We start from the raw sequence: 20,698 nt of genomic DNA, 5'->3' as shown, positions 1-20,698 counted from the left end.
ACAGGTCCAGAAGTTCCTGGTCGAAGTCTTTTGCCGTCATGCGAGTCATGGTCAATCTCCTGATGAGGTGGCGGTTCGGAGTGAGAAGTCGTCAGATCATGGTGTCGTTGTTGGTTTGAGTTTTTTTGTAACTCTGTCCAACGTCAGGCAGCCTTGAGATGCTCCAAGGCAGCCTGTGTGCCGCCTCCGTTATGAGGCATACTGTTCTTGGCTAGCCCCATTTCTACGCCAGAAAGGGTGGCCATCAACATTAGGTCGTTGAAGTCGCCCAAATGACCAATGCGGAACACCTTGTCGGCTACCTTGGACAGACCATTTCCTAGTGAGATGTCATAGTGCTCCAGCGCCGTAGCACGAAACGCATCGGCAGAGTGACCCTCTGGGACCTTAACCGCAGTCAAGACGCCCGATTCCTGACCTTGATGTGTGCACAAAACCTCAAGACCCCAGGCGCGCACGGCAGCCCGTGTCGCGGCTCCGTGTCGGGCATGACGGGCAAAAACATTGTCCAACCCTTCCTCGTGCAACATGTCGATGGCCTCATTTAATCCATAGAGAAGATTGGTGCCGGGGGTGTAAGGAAAGAACCCCTTCTGATTTGGTCCGACCATATCTTGCCAATCCCAGTAACTTCGCGGCGTGGTCACGAATTTTGAGTGTTTCAGCGCCCGATCGCTCACGGCGTTGAAGCTCAGACCAGGCGGTAACATCAATCCCTTTTGCGAGCCGGAGACACACACATCGATCCCCCAGTCATCGAACCGAAAATCAATCGACGCAAGGCCGGAGATGGAGTCCACGATTAGAAGTGCAGGGTGCTTGGCTGCGTCTATGGCCCTGCGCACTTCCTCAATTGGTGAGACTGACCCGGTTGACGTTTCGTTGTGGACGACGCAAACCGCCTTGATGCCGTGCTGCTCGTCTGCACGTAGACGGTCTTCAATCTGATTGGGGTCCGCGCCGCCACGCCAATCTCCTTCAATCAGCTCTGGTTGCAGCCCTAGTTTTCCAGCCAAGTTGCACCACATGAAGGCGAAATGCCCTGTTTCGAACATCAGAACTTTTTCGCCTGGCGAAACCGTGTTCACAAGTGCGGCTTCCCATGCGCCGGTGCCGGATGAAGGATAGATAAAGACGTTCTGTTTTGTCCTGAAAATCGTCTTCATGCCATTTAGGGCCTTATTCCCCACTTCAGCAAAATCCGGTCCTCGATGATCAATGGTCTGCGTGCTTATGGCTTTCAGGATGCGCTCTGGCACAGCACTCGGCCCCGGAATCTGCAAAAAATGTCTGCCTGCCTGACGCATTTGAACTGATCCTTACGCTGGTGCCAAAAGAGTGGTGCTATTGCCTATTGCAAAAGGTAATTATGAATTCATTATTCAGTCAACGGTGAAGTGAAGCGTTTTATAAGACTTGAAGGGAAGGCGAACCTGATGGTAGAGAATGGATCGTTGTACCGCCGACTGTTGTCTGATGTTCGGGGAGAGGTGATGTCAGATCCGGCATCGCTTGCTCGATACTCGACAGATGCCTCAATCTATCAGATGACACCGGACGCTGTGGTGATCCCTCGGTCCACTGAAGATGTCCAAGCTGTAATGTCCATTGCGCGGGACGAAGGAAGTTCGGTTCTGCCTCGCGGCGGCGGCACCTCGCAATGTGGGCAAACGGTCAATCAGGGTGTTGTGCTGGACAACACAAAACACTTGAATCGTATACTAGACGTAGACGTTGAGAAGCGTATTGCGCGCGTTCAGCCCGGTGTTGTTCTGGATCAATTGAACCAAGCGTTGAAGCAGCATGGCCTGTGGTTTCCCGTGGATCCGTCAACAGCGTCTCGTTGCACTCTTGGGGGGATGGCAGCAAACAATTCTTCAGGCGGAAAGTCTCTGCGATACGGGATCATGCGAGACAACGTCCGTGCGATAAACGCAATCATGGTTGACGGCACGGAAGCGCGGTTCAGCGCTGATACGGCCGCATCAGGCGATTATGCGGATCTTGTTGGTGATATGCGCGCTCTTGGGCGTCGCGAGGCAGCTGAAATTGACGCTCGTTTTCCTAAAGTCCAGCGCCGTGTGGGCGGGTACAATATCGACGCGCTCGTAGGTAACGACATCAACATGTCCCATTTGTTGGTGGGGTCAGAAGGCACATTGGCCTATTTCACAGAACTGGAATTAAGCCTGGCTCATCTACCGGGCGCGAAAGTTACCGGTGTGTGCCATTTCCCGACATTCCGTGCTGCCATGGAAGCCACCCAGCACATCGTGACACTCAACCCGCAGGCGGTAGAGTTGGTCGACGACACCATGATTGCCTTGGGGCGTGAAATCCCATTGTTTCGCGAAACGATTAATGCATTTGTTGAAGGCAATCCCGAAGCCCTGCTGCTGGTGGAATTCGCCGAGGGCAGCGCCGAGGCCAATGCTGCAAAACTGGTCGAGCTTTCGCAACTGATGGGAGACCTCGGTTTTGCTTTCAGCGGTGCGGAACATCGGTGGGGCGGCGTTGTCTCTGTTACGGACAAATCTTTGCAGAATGCTATCGCCGAGTACCGAAAATCCGGGTTGAATGTCATGATGTCGATGAAAGAGGCAGGCAAACCGATCTCTTTTGTCGAAGATTGCGCCGTCCCTTTGCCCGACCTCGCCGATTACACCGTTGGCCTAACCGAAATATTTGCCCGGCATGGCACAAGGGGAACATGGTATGCGCATGCCGCGGTGGGGTGTTTGCACGTGCGCCCTGTGCTGAACATGCGGCAAGACAAAGACGTCCGGACAATGAGGGCGATCGCCGAAGAAACATTTGATCTGGTCAAAAAGTATAAAGGATCTCATTCAGGTGAACATGGTGACGGGATCGTACGATCAGAATTTCATGAAAAGATGTTCGGTCAGCGTATCGTTTCTGCGTTTGAACAGGTTAAGAAACGGTTTGATCCAAACGGGGTAATGAATCCCGGCAAGATCGTGAACGCGCCTGCCATGGATGACCGCCGACTGTTCCGCTACGGCCAGGACTATTCGGTTCCTGAATTCGAAACGACGCTGGACTGGTCTGCTTGGCCGGGTGCCGGAGGAGGGTTTCAGGGCGCCGTCGAGATGTGCAACAATAATGGTGCATGTCGCAAGCTCAAGGGCGGCGTTATGTGCCCTTCTTTCCGAGCGACCCGAGACGAGCGAGACGCTACACGTGGGCGGGCAAATTCGTTGCGGTTTGCCATCAGCGGGCAGATGCCAGGCGGTTTGTCGTCTGATGCCATATTGGACACAATGAAGTACTGTGTGTCCTGCAAAGCTTGCGCTCGGGAATGTCCGACTGGTGTCGACATGGCGCGAATGAAAATCGAAGTATTGTCAGCAAAGCGTAAAAAAGATGGGCTGACGTTGGCAGACAAATTGATAGCTTACCTGCCCCGATATGCACCAAAAGCCGCGAAAGTCGCGTGGCTTATGAATTTACGAAACAAAATTGCACCCTCGCGTAAGCTATTGGAGGGACCGACTGGTATTTCAGCGCGACGTGATCTGCCAGTGTGGTCTTCTGCTCCGTTCCGTGATGTCGAGGCTCAGGACAATGATCCGCAGGTGTTGCTGTTTGCCGATGTGTTCAACCGGTATTTCGAGCCAGAAAATTTACGCGCTGCAGTTCGGGTATTGCGGGCAACGGGACTTCGAGTGGCCGTGGCCCGAGACGATCGATCTGACAGGGCTTTGGATTGCGGACGTACGCTCTTGGCTATGGGGTGCGTGGACGAAGCGCGACACGAGGCACAACGCGTGATTTACGCGACGCGAGAGGCGGTTGCAAAAGGTGTTCCAGTAGTCGGGCTCGAACCTTCCTCTATCCTCACGTTCCGGGATGAATTCTTGGCTCTTTGCCCGGGGCCGGAAACTGAGATGTTGTCGAACGCAACGTGTACCTTTGAGGAATTTCTGGCCGATCAGCCGGACTTGCCCCTGAAGCCGTTGGATCGCCCGATCTATGTGCATGGGCATTGCCACCAGAAAGCACACGATACCGTCAAACCGATGCTCAACCTTTTGAATCGTATTCCGCAGGCACAGGTGCACATGATAGAAAGCGGTTGTTGCGGAATGGCCGGGGCGTTTGGGTATGCGCCTGACACTATCGATGTTTCGATAAAGATGGCACAACTTGACTTGTTCCCGGCGTTGGAAGCAGCACCTATAGATGCAGTTATCGTGGCCGATGGGACATCTTGCCGCCATCAAATCGCCGAAGGTACGCAGCGGAACCCCATGCACGTCGCGCGCCTGTTGGATATGGTTCTTGATGTTTAGGAAATGGAAATGAACCTGACGGACAGCATTAAACGCCCGACCCTTCACGAAGAACTGGTCGAAAGGCTGCGTAACCTGGTTGTCGAAGATGTGCTAAAGCCGGGTGAAAAAGTGCCCGAGAAGCAGCTTTGTGACTCGTTGGGGGTCTCACGGACACCTTTGCGAGAAGCTTTAAAGGTGCTTGCATCAGAAGGCTTTGTGGTACTTCAAGCCAACCGGGGGGCCCGCGTCGCAAGTGTCACGCGAGAGGAATTGGAGAATACGTTTCCAGTGCTTGCGACGCTTGAGCAACTGGCGGGAGAGTTGGCATGTCAGCATATGGATTCCGCTGAAATTGAACTAATCGAACGTCGCCACGCCGATATGCTGAAAGCCTATAAGTCACATGACCGACAGGCATATTTTAAGGCCAATCAGGACATTCATCAGGCACTGATACGTGGCGCGCGAAACGATATCCTTGCGAGCCACCACAAGCTGTTAGCCGCACGGGTCCGCCGCGCACGTTTTATGGCCAACTTGTCGGACGAGCGCTGGGCGCAGGCCATTGACGAACATGAAGCCATGATGGAGTTACTCAGGGCCCGTAATGCAGATGGGCTTGGAAAATCCATGAAGCTTCACATGATGAACAAACTTTCTGCTCTTGTGAAAGCGCTGGAGGCAGAGGACGAGACACCTCGCTAAACTTTCGTCAAAAGCGCCTACCAGCTTCCGACGGATGCGCTGTTAGTCAACGCTGAGACTAGGAAACAGAGGGGATAGCCTACAGTCCTCAGCAAGTTTGTTGAGGTCTCGACAAAGAGCGGGGTTCAGCCTCACACCGTCTTTGCGGCGGGCTTCTGCGGCAGCCGTTTTGCCTTCGCCCGGCAGGCGCACGGGATCATGACCAGGCAGGGGGGGAGATGCACGCATTTCAGAAAACACGCGGGCTGCGTTAGAAGCAAAGTCTTTGTCCAATCCAAAAGCTGCCGGATCAAGCGCCATTACAAATTGCCCTGTGTTCGTGGACGACGTTGTGTCTGAGGTGAAGTTAACCACATCAGAGCCGAAGGCCGCGCCGTTCAAGACCCCGGCCATCAACCCGATAGCCACCGAAAGACCGAACCCTTTCGGACCGCCGATCGGCAAAAGAAACCCTTCTGACTTGAGGGCGGGGTCCGTCATTGGGTTTCCATCACGCCCAACCATCCAGCCTTCGGGCATGGGCTTGCCTTGCTGCAACAGGGTTTTGATCTTACCCATCGCTGCAACAGTTGTCGCCATATCAAACACAAATGGGTCGGGGCCATCGACAGGGGCGGAAAAAGCAATGGGATTGGTGCCAAGAAGCAAATCGCTTCCGCCATAGGGCGGGACATGGTTCGCGCTGCCCACTGCTGCTGCCATACCAAGCAACCCTGCCTCAGCTTGTGGACGCACATAAAGTGCGAGTGGTCCAGCATGGTTGCCGCGCCGAACACCAACCCATCCGATGCCGGCCTCTTTTGCCTTTTCAATTGCAAGATCCCGAGCCGCCGACATAGCCAGATGGCCGAGGCCGTCATCTCCGTCGATCAAAGCGGTTGCAACAGTCTCATGTACTACTGTGACTTTTGGCGTAGGATTGGAGCCACCTCCCGCCAGCCGGGCTAGATACTGTCGCAGGCGAAAGACACCGTGCGTGCCATAGCCATAAATGTCGGCCTCAACCATCGTCGAGGCCACCTTGTCCGCATCTGATTTTGGCACACCTCGAGTTTCGAGTGCGGCCGCCACAAATTCACGCAGGGTGTGGCAGTCAATTTTCAAAGGCTCAGAAGTCATCTCTTCCCACCTGTTCCTTGTGCCAGAACACCAATTTACGCTGTGTCCAAACCACCGACGCAAATACGACCAGACCGACAAGGCTGAGATACAGGATTAACGAGAAGACGCGCGGCGTGTTGAGCTGCGAGGCGGCAACCCGAATAAGTTCGCCAAATCCCTTGCCACCGCCTAGGAATTCTCCTGTGATCGCACCGGCCATAACGCCGACTGCTCCGATCTTGAGGCCGGTAAAAATCTGCGGCAGGCCAGTCGGCAGTTTCATCTTGAACAATGTCTGCATCCGACTTGCGCCCATCGTCTTGAAAAGCATACGCGCGTTTTCATCGGCGGCGTGAAGCCCAGCCGCAGTACCGACCACGATTGGAAATGTCGCGATAAAGGCAGCAAGTGCGACCTTTGATTCAATACCAAAGCCCAACCACGCTACAAAGAGTGGGGCAAATGCCACTTTTGGCATGGTATCTATCGCCACCAGGTAAGGCATCACTGCCTTTTCACCAAATGCCGTTTCCCCCACCAACACGCCCAGCGAAAATCCGATCGCGATTGCCAGTGCAAAACCATAGATAACTTCTTTGATTGTGATCCACAGCGCCCCAAGCATGTAGCCGCCAGTCAATAGATTTTGTCCCACGAAGATCATATCTTTTAGGGTTTCCATCGGTGTCGGCAAAATGATTGGGGAAACCAGCCCAAGGCTCGTGACACTTTGCCATGTGCCCACGAAAACCACGAAGACAAAGGTCATCGCCAGCCAGCGTGGAACCGAGTCGATAAAGTGAATTTTCTGTTCCCATACAGTGTCTTCTGCGGTGTCAGAATCCTTTAGGGAAGGTGAGTGGTTATGAACGTCGCTCACATTTCTTCTCCCTTATCCAGGAGGCCGCGAATGTAGTCTACAATAGCGCCAAACTTGGGCGTGGTCATCATATCCAACGTGCGTGGGCGTGGCAGGTCGACCTTCACGATCTCGGCAATCCTGCCCGGGCGTGGTTTCAACACGACGATTTCGTCGGACAAAATCACGGCTTCCTGAATAGAGTGCGTAACAAGAAAAGCAGTCGCATCCTGTTCATGGCAAATCCGCTGCAGTTCCATATTCATCATGTCGCGTGACAGTTCGTCCAGCGCGCTGAACGGTTCGTCTAACAAAAGCACGGCTGGTTCTGTGATCAGCATTCGGCAGATTGAGGCGCGCTGTGCCATGCCGCCCGACAATTCGTTCGGGTATACGTTTTCGAACCCCTTCAAACCCACGATGTCCAAAAGTTCGTGAGCCTTGCCCATTGCTTGCTTGGCGGCTGCCTTGCCATCGCGGATCTCGATTGGCAGCACGATGTTTTCCACGGCCGTTTTCCAGGGGAATAGTGTCGCCTGCTGGAACATCATACCAATGTCTCGCCGGGGACCGGTCACTGGCAGACCTTGTAGGATCACACGCCCTTTGGTGGGAGGGATCAAACCCGCCATGATCTTGAGCAGAGTGGATTTCCCGCACCCGCTGGACCCAATGACAGAAGTGAAGCTGCCTTTCCGTAGCGTCAGATTAATGTCCTCAAGCGCAACAACAAGGTTGCGTGCATAGGTCTTGCTTAAATGGGTCAATTCGTAGACCGGCGTGCCCAAGGGCGCGCCGGAAAACTCTTGTGCGGCTGCAGCGTTCATTTGCTGGCGGCCTCGTTGCCAATGGCGGCAAATTCATTGGTCCAGGCGGCGCTCAAGTCATCAAGCGGTCCCGGAATTTCGCCCCCTGCGACAAGTGCGTCTTGCCATTCTTGCCAAACCTCGGCGGGGTACCATCCCAGACCATTGCTTGGATCCGCTGCTATGGTCTTCGAGCGAACAGCATCGAACAGCGCGGCCTGGAATTCTTTGTCTTCGCCTTCCTGCGGATTGCCGTCCGCCAGATGCTTCAGTACGGCTTCACGGTTAGCATCATCGAGAGCAAAGGCATGGCCGCGTGCGAACGCGCGGCTCCAGGCCTCGACCAATTCGCGATCGTTGGCGATTGTGTCAGCCATTGTGGCGATACCGTTTCCGAAGAAACGCCCGAATTCCGCAGGCGTAATGTCACGCACCTTCATTCCGCGCTGGTTCAGGATTGCTGTATCAGCCGTCGAAGCAGAATATGCGTCGATTTCGCCGTTCAAGAAAGCTGCTGTCGCCGGGCCGCCGTCGCCAACGGTAAGAAATGTGAAATCCTCACCTTCTTTCATACCTGCACCGGTCAAGACGTTTCGTGCAAAACCCACTTCGGCACCGTCTGCGGTGCCGGTTCCGATGACCTTTCCGCGCAGTTCCTCAACGCTTTGGACTGCAGAATCTTCTGGCACTGCGATGCCAAAGTTGCTGCGCGCTGCCACGTTGTAGATATGTACGGCATCCACATCGCGCGACCGCGCTGCAATCAGAGGTCCGGGTCCAGGGCGACCGAAATGCGCTTGCCCAGCAGACAACGCCTGAAGCACGGCGCCTGAGCCGTTGATCGCCTCGACCGTCACGTTCAATCCTTCATCTGCGAAGTACCCTTCGCCAATGGCGACAAACACAGGAAATGAGTTGATTGCCGAAGGGCTTGGTTGCACGAAGGTGATTTCACGCAAGTCTTGCGCAAAACCCATTGTTCCTAGTGCTCCTGCTACCGGAACAGCAGTAAGCAGGGACGCTGTGAAAGTCCTTCTGTTCATCATTGTAGTCTTCCTCCCTTGAATGTTGACGCCTCACAGCGATTGCTGCGTAGGAGCCATTATACGGCGCGCACTGTGTTCCTTAGCGTGCCGATTTCGGAAACCTCGCAAACTACGACGTCCCCGTTTTTCAAAAACTGCGGCGGTTCCATTGCGTATCCGACGCCTGATGGCGTACCTGTCGCAATGATGTCTCCTGGTTCTAGTGTCAGGCCTTCTGACAAGGATGTGATCAACGTTGGAATGTCGAATATCATGTCCGACGTCATCCCGTTTTGGCGCTGCTCACCGTTTACTGTCAGTCCGATCGACAGAGCTTGCGGATCGCGGATGGCATCGGCGGTCACGATGTAGGGACCAATTGGGCAAGATCCATCAAGCCCTTTGCCTTTGAAGTACTGGCCGCCATGGCGGCGCTGTATGTCTCGGGCGGTTATGTCGTTCAGAATAGAATACCCAAAGACATGATTAAACGCATCTTCCTTGGTGATATTACGCCCGCGCTTCCCTATCACGACTGCCAACTCGACTTCGTAGTCGATGGACTGCGACACCGAAGGGAAAAGTAGGATGTCGGCGTCTGGTGCAACGACCGAGGTCGGCGGCTTGGTAAAGAAAACCGGATGTTCGGTGATGCCGATTTTCTCTTTTTGCGCCCGTTCGCCTTCTGCGATGTGCTCAGCGTAGTTTCGCCCCACACAGAACACGTTCTTACGTGGCGTGGGAATGGGCGACAGAAGAGGCGCGTCTTCGGGGACGAGCAAGTCCTTGAGTTCGCCTGCCTCACCCGCAGCAACAACGGCGTTCAACGCCTCCAGCGCGGTCTGATCGCCTTCGATAATCAGCTGCATCGTGCTTACATCAAGAGCCGTATCCGGCATGAGCATCTTAATCGCACGCGAAACATCCAACCTGCTTCCGTTAGCAAGCATTGCGACACAAACGGCGTGGCCATCTAATGAAACAGTCGCTAAACGCACTCGGCTCTCCTCCTACATGCTGGCGCCCACTTAGGTCACCGATCTTGGCAGGCGACTCAGATTTGGTTGTCACTTGCCCTTGAGTTTTTGCCGACTTGGCGTTTCAATCAATCAACCAATCAGCAAATTGGGTGACAATGTGAGTGAGCCTTCAGAACTTTCGCAACGTGTCCGGGACCTGATCGACAATGCGGGATACCGGCACAACGATAGACTTCCACCTGAAAGGGAAATGTGCCAATGGCTGGGCACAACCAGAAATCAGCTGAGGCGCGTATTGGCCGAACTAGAGGCGCAGGGCCTTATCTGGCGGCATGTGGGTCGGGGCACGTTCGTTGGTGCCCGACCGGTTCTAAATCTGACGGACGTGACCTATTTGGGTGCACAGATCAAGCCTGAACAGGTTGTGGGTGTTCGGTTTACCATCGAGCCGCAGCTTAGCCGCCTTGCCGCGCTTCATTCTACGCGTTCGGATCGCGAGCAAATGAGGCTCTGCGTTGAGAGGTGCCGAGCCGCAGAAGACTGGCGCACATATGAAGCATGGGACAATAATTTGCATCACGCGATAGCCCGGGCAACGCGTAACCAGCTTTTTCTGTATTTCTTTGAGACTCTGAACTCCGTTCGAAGGTCTATTGTGTGGGGGCAACCTCGTAAAACCTATAAACCCCCCGATGATTATTCCAGTTTTCGAGAGCATGACTTGATCCTGTCGGCGATATCGAGTGGAGACGGAGAAGAGGCGGCGCAGGCCATGTTGGCTCATCTGAGGTCCGTTTACTCCCGCGTGTTGCCAGCTAGTCTTGAGGCCGACCACTAAACTAGAGCCCGACCAATTTGGGAAATGGTTTGGCTGAGCTGCGGCTGAACCTCTTGCAAATCGACGGTCACATTGGCGATGACTGAGACAAGAGCTACGTCTTTTCGGGCGTGGCACAGCATCGATCGGAACAAGGCCACAGATTGGCAAACCGATCTTTGGCAACGATGTGTTCAGGAGGATAGCGATGCACGATCTTGTAATTCCCGCGGTGAAGGTTCACGAAATACCGGTAGAAGGCGGTGGCATATTCCCGGTACGTCGGGTTTATTGCATTGGTCGAAACTACGCGGCGCACGCCATAGAAATGGGCCACGACCCAAATCGTGAACCCCCATTTTTCTTCCAAAAGAACCCTGACAACCTCGATCCATCCGGAGAATTTCCATATCCGGCTCACAGCTCGGACGTACATCATGAAGCTGAAATGTATGTGGCGCTTAAATCCGGCGGCACGAATATTTCTGTGGAAGATGCTCTGGATCATGTCTACGGCTACGGGCTTTCACTGGATATGACCCGTCGAGATCTACAGGGCGAAATGAAGAAAATGGGTCGTCCTTGGGAAATCGGGAAGGCATTTGAGCGCTCAGCTCCATGCGGACCGGTGCACAAAGCAGAAGATGTTGGGCCACTCGACGAAGGCGCAATTCGCCTATCGGTGAACGGAGAGATTCGGCAGGAAGGTGATTTGAACCAGATGATCTGGAAAGTCCCTGAAATGATCTCTTACCTGAGCGATTACTTCGAACTTGCCGCCGGTGACGTTATCCTGTCTGGCACGCCCTCTGGAGTTGGTCCAGTAAACCGCGGCGATGTATTGGTGCTGTCGGTCGACAAATTGGGTAGCCTAACTGTCAAGGTAACTTAGCAACCACACCAAACCCTCTCCGCGAAATAGGCCAACGCTTTTGTAAACGGATCCCAGATGCCCCACTTAGTTGCCGAATTGATCGCACCCCATTCTGGTACCGCAAATGCTATCGGTGCCCCAGGTCGATCTTGGTTGAACTACCTCGGGCTGCGAGAGCTTTGCGCAAAGGTCAAAAAAGATCTCCATCAGATCGGAGTAGGTCGTGGCGACCGAGTGGCAATTGTGTTGCCCAATGGCCCCGAAATGGCAACGGCCTTTATGTCCGTTGCCCAAGTGGCGACGACGGCACCTTTGAACCCGGCGTACACTTACGAAGAATACGTTTTCTACCTCAAGGATCTGAAGGCCAAGGCCCTTCTTGTAAATGAAAACGACGATGGACCTGCCGTAAAAGCTGCTGGGGACCTTGGCATCGCAATCTTGAGGACTTCTCACGATAGCTTACATTCGGCCGGACAGTTCTCCATATTGTCCTGTGACCCAATTGGCACGGCGGACACATCCGCACCGGGTGAAGATGATGTCGCCCTGATACTGCACACGTCAGGAACTACGTCGCGTCCCAAAATCGTTCCTCTGACGCAGGCTAATATCTACGCATCCGCGCGAAATGTGGCGTCGTCTTTGAGACTGACAATCGACGATCGCTGTCTGAGTATTATGCCGCTGTTTCATATCCACGGGTTGATTGCGGCTGTTGCCGCGTCTTTAGGTGCTGGATCTCAAATTAGCTGCGCCCCCGGGTTCAACGCTCTTAGTTTTTTCTCACAGGTCGCTGAAGTTGATCCGACCTGGTACACCGCAGTTCCGACGATGCACCAAGCCATTCTCACCCGCGCTGCACGAAACCAAACGATCATTGAGCAATCGCGGTTGCGCTTTCTTCGATCTTCTTCTGCTTCGTTGCCGGGCCCGGTAATGGAAGAGTTGGTGGCAACTTTTAATGCGCCCGTCATCGAAGCCTACGGCATGACTGAGGCGACACATCAAATGTGTTGCAACCCGCTTACTCCCCAAACTCAAAAACCCGGATCTGTTGGAATAGCAGCAGGCCCCGAAGTCAGAATTGCAGATGAGAACGAAAATGTTCTGATCTCTTCGAGGGACGTCGGAGAAATCGTTATCAGCGGTCCGAATGTGACGCCGGGATACGAAAGCAACCCGCAGGCAAATGCCGACAATTTTTTTGAAGTGGACGGAAAAACTTGGTTTCGCACTGGCGACCAGGGGTCGTTCGACGAAGAGAATTACCTACGACTGACCGGTCGTCTTAAGGAGCTTATCAATCGCGGTGGAGAGAAAATCAGTCCACTTGAGGTTGACGCTGTACTCTTAAGCCACCCAGAAGTCGCTCAGGCAGTTTGTTTTGCCGTTCCCCACGAAAAACTGGGTGAAGACATAGCGGCAGCTGTGGTGCTTTCAGAAGGAGCGACGATCCAAGGTCAGGAGGTCAGGGCTTTTGTCGGCGCGCGGCTCGCAAAATTCAAGGTGCCGACTTCGGTGGTTGTTCTTGAAGAAATTCCAAAAGGCGCGACTGGCAAGATACAAAGGATCGGACTAGCTGCTAAATTGGGACTGGCAAAGGCTTAGACACATGAAAGTTTGTATCTTTGGTGCCGGAGCTATCGGAGGTTACGTTGCCGCGAAACTTGCACAGACTGATACAGAAGTCAGTGTCGTCGCGCGTGGCCCCCACTTGGCAGCAATGCAGGAAAAAGGACTGACCCTTCTTGAGGAAGGGCAGGATCCGGTTTGCGTTCCAATACGCGCTTCAGACAATGCTGCCGATCTCGGCCCACAAGATTATGTCTTCATCACACTGAAAGCGCATTCCGTCCCAGCAGTCGTAGACTCAATGCAGCCGTTGATTGCAGACGAGACAACCGTAGTAAGTGGAGTGAACGGCGTGCCCTGGTGGTACTTCCACAAACTGGGCGGTCCGTACGAGGGGACGAGGTTGGCGTCAGTCGATCCGGGAAATGTGCAGTGGGACGGTTTTGGACCAGATCGCGTCCTCGGATGTGTTGTTTATCCTGCCGCCGAGGTCATTGCTCCGGGATCAATCAAGCATATCGAAGGCAATCGTTTTTCGTTGGGCGAGCCCGATGGTGCTAAATCAGACCGTGCTGGCAAGCTTTCGGCTGCGCTATCCGCCGCCGGACTGCGTGCGCCCGTCAGACCAAGAATCCGGGATGAAATTTGGTTGAAACTGTGGGGTAACTTGTCGTTCAACCCGATTTCCGCTCTTACCCACTCAACACTTGATGTCCTGTGTGCCGACGAAGGCACGCGCTCGGTAGCACGCGGAATGATGCTCGAGGCTCAGGAAGTCGGTGAAAATCTTGGCGTAAAATTCCCGATAGATGTTGAAAAACGCCTCGATGGTGGAGCGGCTGTTGGTGCGCACAAAACCTCAATGTGGCAGGATCTGGAGTTGCGCCGACCGATGGAAATTGATGCCTTGATAACTTCGGTGCAAGAACTGGGGCAACTTACAAGGACCTCAACGCCCATAATCGACATCGTCGCATCACTGATCAAACTGAGGGCAAAGGTCGCAGGTCTTTACTAGAGTCTTTGTCGGCCTTGCAACGAGAGCATTGCTTGAGGCGGATAACTGAGACGGTCTTGTCAGAAGAACTTTGCTTGAGCGGGGTAGGGGTGTTGCGTAGCTTTTGCCCCTGACCAGACCTGCCTCTTTCAAATACTTTAAAACCAGCCCCGAGATCATCCGCCTTGCGGTGATGCTGTATATCCGTTTCCCGCTCTCGCTTCGGAATGTCGAAGATCTGTTGCACGAGCGAGGCATCGACGTGAGCCACGAAACTGTCCGATATTGGTGGAACAGGTTTGGCCCGATGTTTGCTGCTGAGATCAGACGGAAGCGTGTTCAGCAGCTGCGCGCATTCTCCGAATGGAAGTGGCACGTGGACGAGGTTTTCGTGAAGGTGAATGGCAAGCGGCACTATCTTTGGCGGGCTGTTGATCATGAAGGCGAGGTGCTGGAAGCAATCGTTACCAAACGTCGAAACAAGCAAGCGGCATTGAAATTTTTCAGGAAATTGATGAAGCGACACGGCAAAGCGGAAACCATCGTCACGGATCGCTTTGCCTCATACAGAGCCGCGCTCAGAGAACTGGGCGCGCTTGAAAAACAACAGACGGGCGGGTGGCTCAACAACCGCGTCGAGAACTCGCACCTGCCGTTTCGACGACGCGAACGCGCGATGCAACGTTTCAGGCGCATGCGAAGTTTGCAGAAATTCGCCTCCGTCCATTCCTCTGTCTACAACCACTTCAATCAGGAAAGATCGCTAGCCAGTCGAGACACCTTCAAGCTGACCCGCGCCGCCGCTCTTAGCGAGTGGCGTCAACTCTGTTCCGGATAGGTTCGCGGTTTCCGCGGCAAACTGAGACTGGTTCGAATTCGTCTGACAGCACCGACGTTAGTGCTAATTGCAGCGAAGGTCTGCTCTGAGCCCAAAGCGGACGTTCCGATGCAGCGAAAAGCCATGTAATGCTCAGTGCATCTCAATGAATGTGACATCACCTGAAAACACGAATAGCATCGCGTTGTTTAGACCATCACAATCGTCAATAAGCCTGAAAATTAGACGCTCCTTCCCTAGGCAGCATCCAACCAAGCCCGAATGACTTGAAAAATCTGATCTATGCGTAAAACTAAGAGCATGAGTGAGTATTTTGATGAAATGTTCAACGGCGATGGATCACTTAGAGGTCCATACGAAGAGATCGGCCGCTGGTTCAATGCGGAAGACGCATCACGACTGAGGGCGAAACAGCGCGAAGCCGAAGAAGTGTTTAGGCTGACGGGCATCACTTTTAACGTATACGGCAAAGCCGAGGCCGAGGAACGTCTGATACCGTTTGATATCGTACCACGAGTTATTTCAGCGCGGGAATGGCAGCGGCTGGAACGCGGTATCGAACAGCGGGTGCGGGCAATCAACGCATTCCTACATGACATTTACCACCGTCAAGAAATTGTCCGGGCCGGGCGCGTGCCGGCAGAGATGATTGCCGGAAACGAGGCCTTCCTGCCGCAGATGCTTGGTGTCTCACCGCCCGGTCAGGTCTATACGCACATAGTCGGGGTCGATCTGGTGCGAACCGGACCAGACGAGTTTTTCGTTCTGGAGGACAACGCCCGTACACCATCCGGGGTCAGCTATATGTTGGAGAACCGGGAAACGATGCTAAAGATGTTCCCCGAGCTCTTCAGCGCGACGAATGTTCGTAATGTTTCAGACTACCCCCGCAATCTGAGACGATCTCTTGCTGCCTGCGCGCCGGCTTGCGCCGACGGGGAACCAACCGTCGCGGTGTTAACCCCAGGCATCTATAATTCGGCCTATTACGAACATGCGTTCCTCGCAGATCAGATGGCTGTGGAATTGGTCGAAGGCCACGACCTACGCGTTGTTGATGGGCGGGTCTGCATGCGTACCACCAGAGGCTACAAGCCCATCGACGTACTTTACCGCCGGGTAGATGACGACTTTCTGGATCCCCTGAATTTCAACGCCGATAGCGCTTTGGGCGTACCTGGTATCCTGGACGTTTACCGTGCAGGAGGTATCACAATCGCCAACGCACCGGGGACCGGTATTGCTGACGATAAGGCGATCTATTCCTACATGCCTGAAATCGTTGAATTTTACACGGGTGAGAAACCCTTGCTGCAAAACGTCCCGACCTGGCGCTGCAGTGATCCCGAGTCTCTCTCCTACGTGCTGGACAACCTGTCCGAGCTTGTTGTGAAAGAAGTACACGGGTCTGGCGGTTATGGAATGTTGATCGGACCGACCGCCAGCAAGAAAGAGATTGCGGCGTTCCGCTACAAGCTCAAATCGCGGCCCGGGAACTACATTGCTCAGCCGACGCTGTCGCTTTCGACGGTTCCGATCTTTGCGCGCTCGGGACTTGCGCCCAGACATGTTGACCTAAGGCCGTTCGTTTTGGTGTCACCCGAAGGGATCAAGATCACACCCGGCGGTTTGACCCGCGTGGCGCTTAAGAAGGGATCTCTAGTCGTAAACTCAAGCCAGGGTGGCGGGACCAAAGACACCTGGGTTCTGGAGGACTGACCATGCTGGGAAAAACTGCAGGTGGGTTGTTTTGGATGTCCCGATACCTTGAGAGGGCGGAAAACACGGCCAGGCTGCTTGAAACAGGTCAGCGGATGGCGTTGACCCGTACCAAGAATTCCGCCGAGGAATGGGGCTCTGTTCTGAAAACGGCCGGCGTTCTGGATGCGTACTACGCCAAATACGATGATGTTTCAAAAGACAACGCGGTAGATTGGGTGCTGCGCGATGCTGATAATCCATCCTCGATCAAGTCAGTCATCAAACAGGCACGAGACAACGCGCGCCTTGTTCGAACCGCGTTGACCCATGACGTCTGGAGTGCAGTAAACTCCACTTGGATGCAGATCGATGAGATCATGAAGCGCCGTGTGAATGAGCGTGATTTGCCTGCGACGCTGGAGCTTATTCGCCAACAGGCGGCTTTGGTTCGTGGTGCCACATTGGGAACCATGCTGCGCAATGACATCTTCGACTTCACCCGTATTGGTACGTTTGTCGAGCGGGCCGACAATACCGGGCGAATTCTGGACGTTAAGTACTATGTTCTTTTGCCCACGGCCTTTTCAGTGGGCTCATCACTGGACAATATTCAATGGGAAAGCATCCTCCGCTCTGTTGGTGCGGGTGGCGGGTATCGAATGACCCATGGAGAGAAAACGCGGCCGTCTGATATTGCCCAGTTTCTGATCTTGGATCAGCGCATGCCTCGCAGCCTGCACTTTTGCTGCAGAAAAATTCAGGAGAACCTGTCATACCTGCAGAAAGACTATGGCTTTGCCGGGCCTTCGTGCGAAGCGTCTAAAGTTCTCTACGAGAAATACCTGGATCAGCAAATCTCCGATATTTTCGAGCTCGGACTGCATGAGTACATTCAGGATTTTCTGATAGATCTCGGCAACTTAAGCCGTCAGATAGAAATCGATTACCGGTTCTATGAGTAGCAAATGAAACTGCACATTCGACACGAGACACGATACGATTTCGACGCGCCGGTTCCCTTCGGGCTGCAGCAGCTGAGGAAAACGCCAAAGTCATTTCGCAATCAGAGCATTTTAAGTTGGAGTACCGAGATCTCCGGCGGGCGCAAAGAGCTTACATTTGAAGACTACCACCGCAATACGGTGGAGTTGATCAGTTTCGAGCTAAATACCCGAAGCATCTCGTTGATCTCCAAAGGCGTTGTTGAGGTGGAAAACACACATGGCGTACTGGGGCGTCACGAAGGGTCGACACCATTGTGGCTATTCAAAAGAAGCACACCTCAGACAATGCCGGGGAAAGGGGTCGCCGATGTGGTAGGCGCTTTGCCAACAGGCAAACCACTTGAGCAGATGCATGCCCTGTCTGAAAGAATTCGAACACAGGTCGCGTACGAGGTTGGAAGTTCGCACCCGGGTTGGAGCGCAGAAGACGCTCTCAGAGCAGGTTGTGGCGTGTGTCAGGACCACGCGCATATTTTCATTACCTGCGCGCGGCAGATCGGAGTACCAGCACGCTATGTATCGGGTTACCTGATGATGAACGAAACGGAACTACAGGACGCGACCCATGCCTGGGCCGAAGTGCATTTGGATGGGTTGGGGTGGGTCGGGTTTGACGTTTCAAACGGGATTTCACCTGACGATCGATACATACGCGTCGCGACCGGTCTGGACTATTCCCAATCTGCACCAGTAATAGGGAACAGAATAGGGACAGCGGGCGAGCAATTGACAGTGCAGTTGCAGGTCGCACAGCAGTAACGGAGAATCTGATGACCTATGCTGTGGGCATGCGGCTGAACCGCGGACTGGTTTTCATGTCCGATACACGCACAAATGCAGGCGTGGACAATGTTTCGACCTTCAACAAAATGTTCAACTGGACAGTCGATGGTGACCGGTCGATAACCATCCTAGCGGCCGGAAACCTGGCGACTACTCAGTCCACAATAAGCCTTCTGGAAGAGCGGACGAAAGTGCCGGAAGAACGCTCGCCGTCCATACTGGAAGCGCCGACAATGTTTCAGATTGCGCAATTGGTCGCCACTACTCTGAACGACGTTATCGAGGAGCATGCCCGGAGCGGTCAGCAAGCCGACAGTGCCTTTCACGCGACACTCATTTTAGGTGGGCAGATAAGGGGCGGCCCGTCACGCCTGTTTCTGATTTACCCCGAAGGCAACTTTATCGAGGCTGGCGACGACACTCCTTTCTTTCAGATTGGAGAGACAAAATACGGTCGCCCAATTCTCGTACGCGCCTATGATCAGGAAATGAGTTTTCCGGAAACCGTAAAACTCCTGCTTGTAAGTTTCGACTCCACAATTAAGGCCAACCTATCTGTCGGAGCTCCGCTTGACCTGCTTCTGTACGATGAAGACAGCTTTGAAAGTGGTACACGGTCCAGATTCGAAACCGACGACCAGTACTTTCGCATTATTTCCGAAGGGTGGGGCGACGCATTGAAATCTGCCTTGTCCAAACTTCCGGAATACAGCTCTTGGGGAAAACTAAACGGTTGAATGCCGGCTTTGTCCGCATTGCGGTCGCTCATGCAGGCCAAATGTGCTGCGGTGCGGCTAATGGCGGCTTCGTCCGCGATACGGACGTTCGTAGATACCGCAGCGAATGACCGCCCGGAGCCCAAAGCAGACGTCGGACTTTGGACTGATATAATTTAGTTGTAACATAGATTGCGTCAGCAAGTCGGAGGAAGCTGTGCGTCTAAGATTATTACCGGCATTGAGTTTTGTATTTGCATCGATTTGCTGCGGCGCTGCTTCAGCTGGTTCATCCGGAGAGAGAAAGTTCTATTATCCAAACACAGAGCCGCTCGGTGAAGCGGAGATGCGAGTTATCTCGCTGGGAACTGGAACACCTAATTTTCGACATTCCCAAGCGTCAGCGTCGTGGTTGGTTGAACTTGGCAATGGCGACAAGTTTCTCTTCGATGTCGGAACCGGTTCGTTAGCAAACTTAGCCGCTTTGGAAATCCCATACACTTATCTCGACAAAGTGTTCATCAGCCACTTGCACGTAGATCATATAGGAGACCTCGATGCACTTTTTGTGGGTGGCTGGGTGTCAAACCGAACGGTTCCACTGCAGATTTGGGGGCCAAGTGGCTTAAAGCCAGAATACGGGACCGCTGCGGCCATGGATGGCCTCCAGAAAATGTTGGCCTGGGACGTGGCAGGCCGGCGCGGGAATATGCCCTCCGCAGGTGGACACCTTTCGGTGACTGAGTTCGACTATTCGCAGACACAAGTAGTTTATGAAAGCGACGGTGTTGTCATTCGATCCTGGCCCGCGATTCACGGCATAGACGGTTCAGTGTCCTACAGCTTGGAGTGGAAAGGACTAAAATTCGTCTATTCAGGTGACACCAACCCGAACAAGTGGTTCGTGGAGAACGCTAAAGAAGCGGATCTTGTCATTCACGAATGCTACTTAACGATCCAACAATTCATCGATATCAAAAACTACGACCCTGAACGCGCCAGATTAGTGGCAACCGTGGTTCACACGCCACCGGACGCGTGCGGAAAACTATTCTCGATGATCGAGCCGCGGCACGCGATTGCCTACCATACATTTGCCGATTTCGATATTGCTCCCGAAACAATAGCTGCAATCCGAAAGACCTATGACGGACCGCTCACTTTGGCTCAGGACATGCTCGTTTGGAATGTTTCGGAAGATACCGTGAGTGTTCGAGAGATCGTCGGATCAGAGAGTCCATTGCCTGTTGACCCCCCAAAACCTGCTGGCCCACCTGACCCCAGTGAAAGAACAGAGTTGTCAGATTGGCTTAATGCAGGTCGCCTTAAATTTAGCGGAGACTAGCCCGCGATCCGCTTCAGTGGATTTAGCGGCTGCTTTGTCCGCAAAGCAGAAGTTGAGCGGATTTCAATAAATAGCCCACTTCAAGCCCAAAGCAGACTTTCATGCACGGACGTGATAATACCTTTGCATTGGTTAAAGCGACTGAGAACACTTCATGCTTGAATTCGATGCAGAAACCACCCGGCTTCTGGACAGCGTGTACTGTCCGTCTTCAGAGTTTTTCGGAGAGCTGAGGCGTTTTCGTAACGGAGGCTCTGGTTCGATTTCTGTTTGAGTT

Annotated in this window: 18 protein-coding genes; 12 read left to right on the top strand and 6 right to left on the bottom strand. The window is 53.6% G+C overall.

The genetic code is table 11. From position 1 onward, the window contains the following. Nucleotides 1–143: 143 nt before the first annotated feature. Complete coding sequence (locus AC2FI8_RS23595) at nt 144–1,307, bottom strand: pyridoxal-phosphate-dependent aminotransferase family protein (protein ID WP_496781157.1); 1,164 nt, start codon at nt 1,305–1,307, stop codon at nt 144–146. Between the two features lie 129 nt (nt 1,308–1,436). Here AC2FI8_RS23595 and AC2FI8_RS23590 point away from each other — a divergent pair, with 129 nt between their 5' ends. Continuing rightward, a complete protein-coding gene (locus tag AC2FI8_RS23590; RefSeq protein WP_496781156.1) occupies nt 1,437–4,313 on the top strand; it encodes an FAD-binding and (Fe-S)-binding domain-containing protein in 2,877 nt (958 codons plus the stop codon). A gap of 9 nt (nt 4,314–4,322) precedes the next feature. Next, nucleotides 4,323–5,000 carry a GntR family transcriptional regulator gene (locus tag AC2FI8_RS23585; RefSeq protein ID WP_496781155.1) on the top strand — a complete coding sequence of 226 codons (678 nt, stop codon included), beginning with the start codon at nt 4,323–4,325 and terminating at the stop codon, nt 4,998–5,000. Nucleotides 5,001–5,042: 42 nt separating this feature from the next. Here AC2FI8_RS23585 and AC2FI8_RS23580 read toward each other — a convergent pair whose 3' ends face one another. The 5 genes from AC2FI8_RS23580 to AC2FI8_RS23560 are packed head-to-tail and all read right to left on the bottom strand — an operon-like array spanning nt 5,043 to nt 9,789. Further along, nucleotides 5,043–6,119, bottom strand: coding sequence for an Ldh family oxidoreductase (locus AC2FI8_RS23580; protein ID WP_496781154.1), 1,077 nt, complete (start codon nt 6,117–6,119; stop codon nt 5,043–5,045). Next, nucleotides 6,109–6,981 carry an ABC transporter permease gene (locus AC2FI8_RS23575; protein WP_109312708.1) on the bottom strand — a complete coding sequence of 291 codons (873 nt, stop codon included), beginning with the start codon at nt 6,979–6,981 and terminating at the stop codon, nt 6,109–6,111. Before AC2FI8_RS23575 ends, AC2FI8_RS23580 begins: the two co-directional genes overlap by 11 nt. After that, on the bottom strand, nt 6,978–7,787 hold the full coding sequence (locus tag AC2FI8_RS23570) for an ABC transporter ATP-binding protein (RefSeq protein ID WP_108859902.1): 810 nt from the start codon (nt 7,785–7,787) through the stop codon (nt 6,978–6,980). Before AC2FI8_RS23570 ends, AC2FI8_RS23575 begins: the two co-directional genes overlap by 4 nt. Continuing rightward, the gene (locus AC2FI8_RS23565) at nt 7,784–8,812 is read right to left on the bottom strand and encodes an ABC transporter substrate-binding protein (protein WP_496781153.1); all 1,029 of its coding nucleotides are present in this window, start codon (nt 8,810–8,812) and stop codon (nt 7,784–7,786) included. Before AC2FI8_RS23565 ends, AC2FI8_RS23570 begins: the two co-directional genes overlap by 4 nt. A gap of 56 nt (nt 8,813–8,868) precedes the next feature. Beyond that, entirely contained in the window at nt 8,869–9,789 is a 921-nt protein-coding gene (locus tag AC2FI8_RS23560) for a fumarylacetoacetate hydrolase family protein (RefSeq protein WP_496781152.1), read from the bottom strand. Nucleotides 9,790–9,928: 139 nt separating this feature from the next. Between AC2FI8_RS23560 and AC2FI8_RS23555 the strand changes: the two genes are divergently transcribed. From AC2FI8_RS23555 to gntH, 10 genes are all read left to right on the top strand, one after another. Further along, a complete protein-coding gene (locus AC2FI8_RS23555; protein ID WP_496781151.1) occupies nt 9,929–10,609 on the top strand; it encodes a FadR/GntR family transcriptional regulator in 681 nt (226 codons plus the stop codon). 187 nt (nt 10,610–10,796) lie between these two features. Beyond that, entirely contained in the window at nt 10,797–11,480 is a 684-nt protein-coding gene (locus tag AC2FI8_RS23550) for a fumarylacetoacetate hydrolase family protein (protein ID WP_496781150.1), read from the top strand. A gap of 57 nt (nt 11,481–11,537) precedes the next feature. Then, the gene (locus AC2FI8_RS23545) at nt 11,538–13,073 is read left to right on the top strand and encodes an acyl--CoA ligase (RefSeq protein ID WP_496781149.1); all 1,536 of its coding nucleotides are present in this window, start codon (nt 11,538–11,540) and stop codon (nt 13,071–13,073) included. A 4-nt stretch (nt 13,074–13,077) separates the two neighbouring features. Then, on the top strand, nt 13,078–14,055 hold the full coding sequence (locus AC2FI8_RS23540; protein ID WP_496781148.1) for a 2-dehydropantoate 2-reductase: 978 nt from the start codon (nt 13,078–13,080) through the stop codon (nt 14,053–14,055). A gap of 103 nt (nt 14,056–14,158) precedes the next feature. Further along, nucleotides 14,159–14,872, top strand: a complete 714-nt coding sequence (locus tag AC2FI8_RS23535; RefSeq protein ID WP_496781147.1) for an IS6 family transposase — start codon at nt 14,159–14,161, stop codon at nt 14,870–14,872. Between the two features lie 300 nt (nt 14,873–15,172). Beyond that, nucleotides 15,173–16,591, top strand: coding sequence for a circularly permuted type 2 ATP-grasp protein (locus tag AC2FI8_RS23530; protein ID WP_496781146.1), 1,419 nt, complete (start codon nt 15,173–15,175; stop codon nt 16,589–16,591). 2 nt (nt 16,592–16,593) lie between these two features. After that, a complete protein-coding gene (locus AC2FI8_RS23525; protein WP_496781145.1) occupies nt 16,594–17,535 on the top strand; it encodes an alpha-E domain-containing protein in 942 nt (313 codons plus the stop codon). Between the two features lie 3 nt (nt 17,536–17,538). Next, a complete protein-coding gene (locus AC2FI8_RS23520; protein WP_496781144.1) occupies nt 17,539–18,336 on the top strand; it encodes a transglutaminase family protein in 798 nt (265 codons plus the stop codon). A gap of 11 nt (nt 18,337–18,347) precedes the next feature. Continuing rightward, nucleotides 18,348–19,097 (top strand): proteasome-type protease, encoded by a 750-nt coding sequence (locus tag AC2FI8_RS23515; protein WP_496781143.1) that lies wholly within the window; start codon nt 18,348–18,350, stop codon nt 19,095–19,097. 196 nt (nt 19,098–19,293) lie between these two features. Next, the gene (gene gntH, locus AC2FI8_RS23510; RefSeq protein WP_496781142.1) at nt 19,294–20,421 is read left to right on the top strand and encodes a guanitoxin biosynthesis MBL fold metallo-hydrolase GntH; all 1,128 of its coding nucleotides are present in this window, start codon (nt 19,294–19,296) and stop codon (nt 20,419–20,421) included. Nucleotides 20,422–20,698 lie beyond the last annotated feature (277 nt).

The organism is Ruegeria sp. CDSB029 (assembly GCF_059611125.1).
Note: the sequence above shows the minus strand (reverse complement) of the source record. Positions and strands in the feature narration are given on the sequence as shown.

Bases quoted from the DNA above. Each gene is read 5' to 3' on its own strand.
- AC2FI8_RS23595 (WP_496781157.1), bottom strand. From the start codon at position 1,307: ATGCGTCAGGCAGGCAGACATTTTTTGCAGATTCCGGGGCCGAGTGCT.
- AC2FI8_RS23590 (WP_496781156.1), top strand. From the start codon at position 1,437: ATGGTAGAGAATGGATCGTTGTACCGCCGACTGTTGTCTGATGTTCGG.
- AC2FI8_RS23585 (WP_496781155.1), top strand. From the start codon at position 4,323: ATGAACCTGACGGACAGCATTAAACGCCCGACCCTTCACGAAGAACTG.
- AC2FI8_RS23580 (WP_496781154.1), bottom strand. From the start codon at position 6,119: ATGACTTCTGAGCCTTTGAAAATTGACTGCCACACCCTGCGTGAATTT.
- AC2FI8_RS23570 (WP_108859902.1), bottom strand. From the start codon at position 7,787: ATGAACGCTGCAGCCGCACAAGAGTTTTCCGGCGCGCCCTTGGGCACG.
- AC2FI8_RS23565 (WP_496781153.1), bottom strand. From the start codon at position 8,812: ATGATGAACAGAAGGACTTTCACAGCGTCCCTGCTTACTGCTGTTCCG.
- AC2FI8_RS23550 (WP_496781150.1), top strand. From the start codon at position 10,797: ATGCACGATCTTGTAATTCCCGCGGTGAAGGTTCACGAAATACCGGTA.
- AC2FI8_RS23545 (WP_496781149.1), top strand. From the start codon at position 11,538: ATGCCCCACTTAGTTGCCGAATTGATCGCACCCCATTCTGGTACCGCA.
- AC2FI8_RS23540 (WP_496781148.1), top strand. From the start codon at position 13,078: ATGAAAGTTTGTATCTTTGGTGCCGGAGCTATCGGAGGTTACGTTGCC.
- AC2FI8_RS23530 (WP_496781146.1), top strand. From the start codon at position 15,173: ATGAGTGAGTATTTTGATGAAATGTTCAACGGCGATGGATCACTTAGA.
- AC2FI8_RS23525 (WP_496781145.1), top strand. From the start codon at position 16,594: ATGCTGGGAAAAACTGCAGGTGGGTTGTTTTGGATGTCCCGATACCTT.
- AC2FI8_RS23520 (WP_496781144.1), top strand. From the start codon at position 17,539: ATGAAACTGCACATTCGACACGAGACACGATACGATTTCGACGCGCCG.
- AC2FI8_RS23515 (WP_496781143.1), top strand. From the start codon at position 18,348: ATGACCTATGCTGTGGGCATGCGGCTGAACCGCGGACTGGTTTTCATG.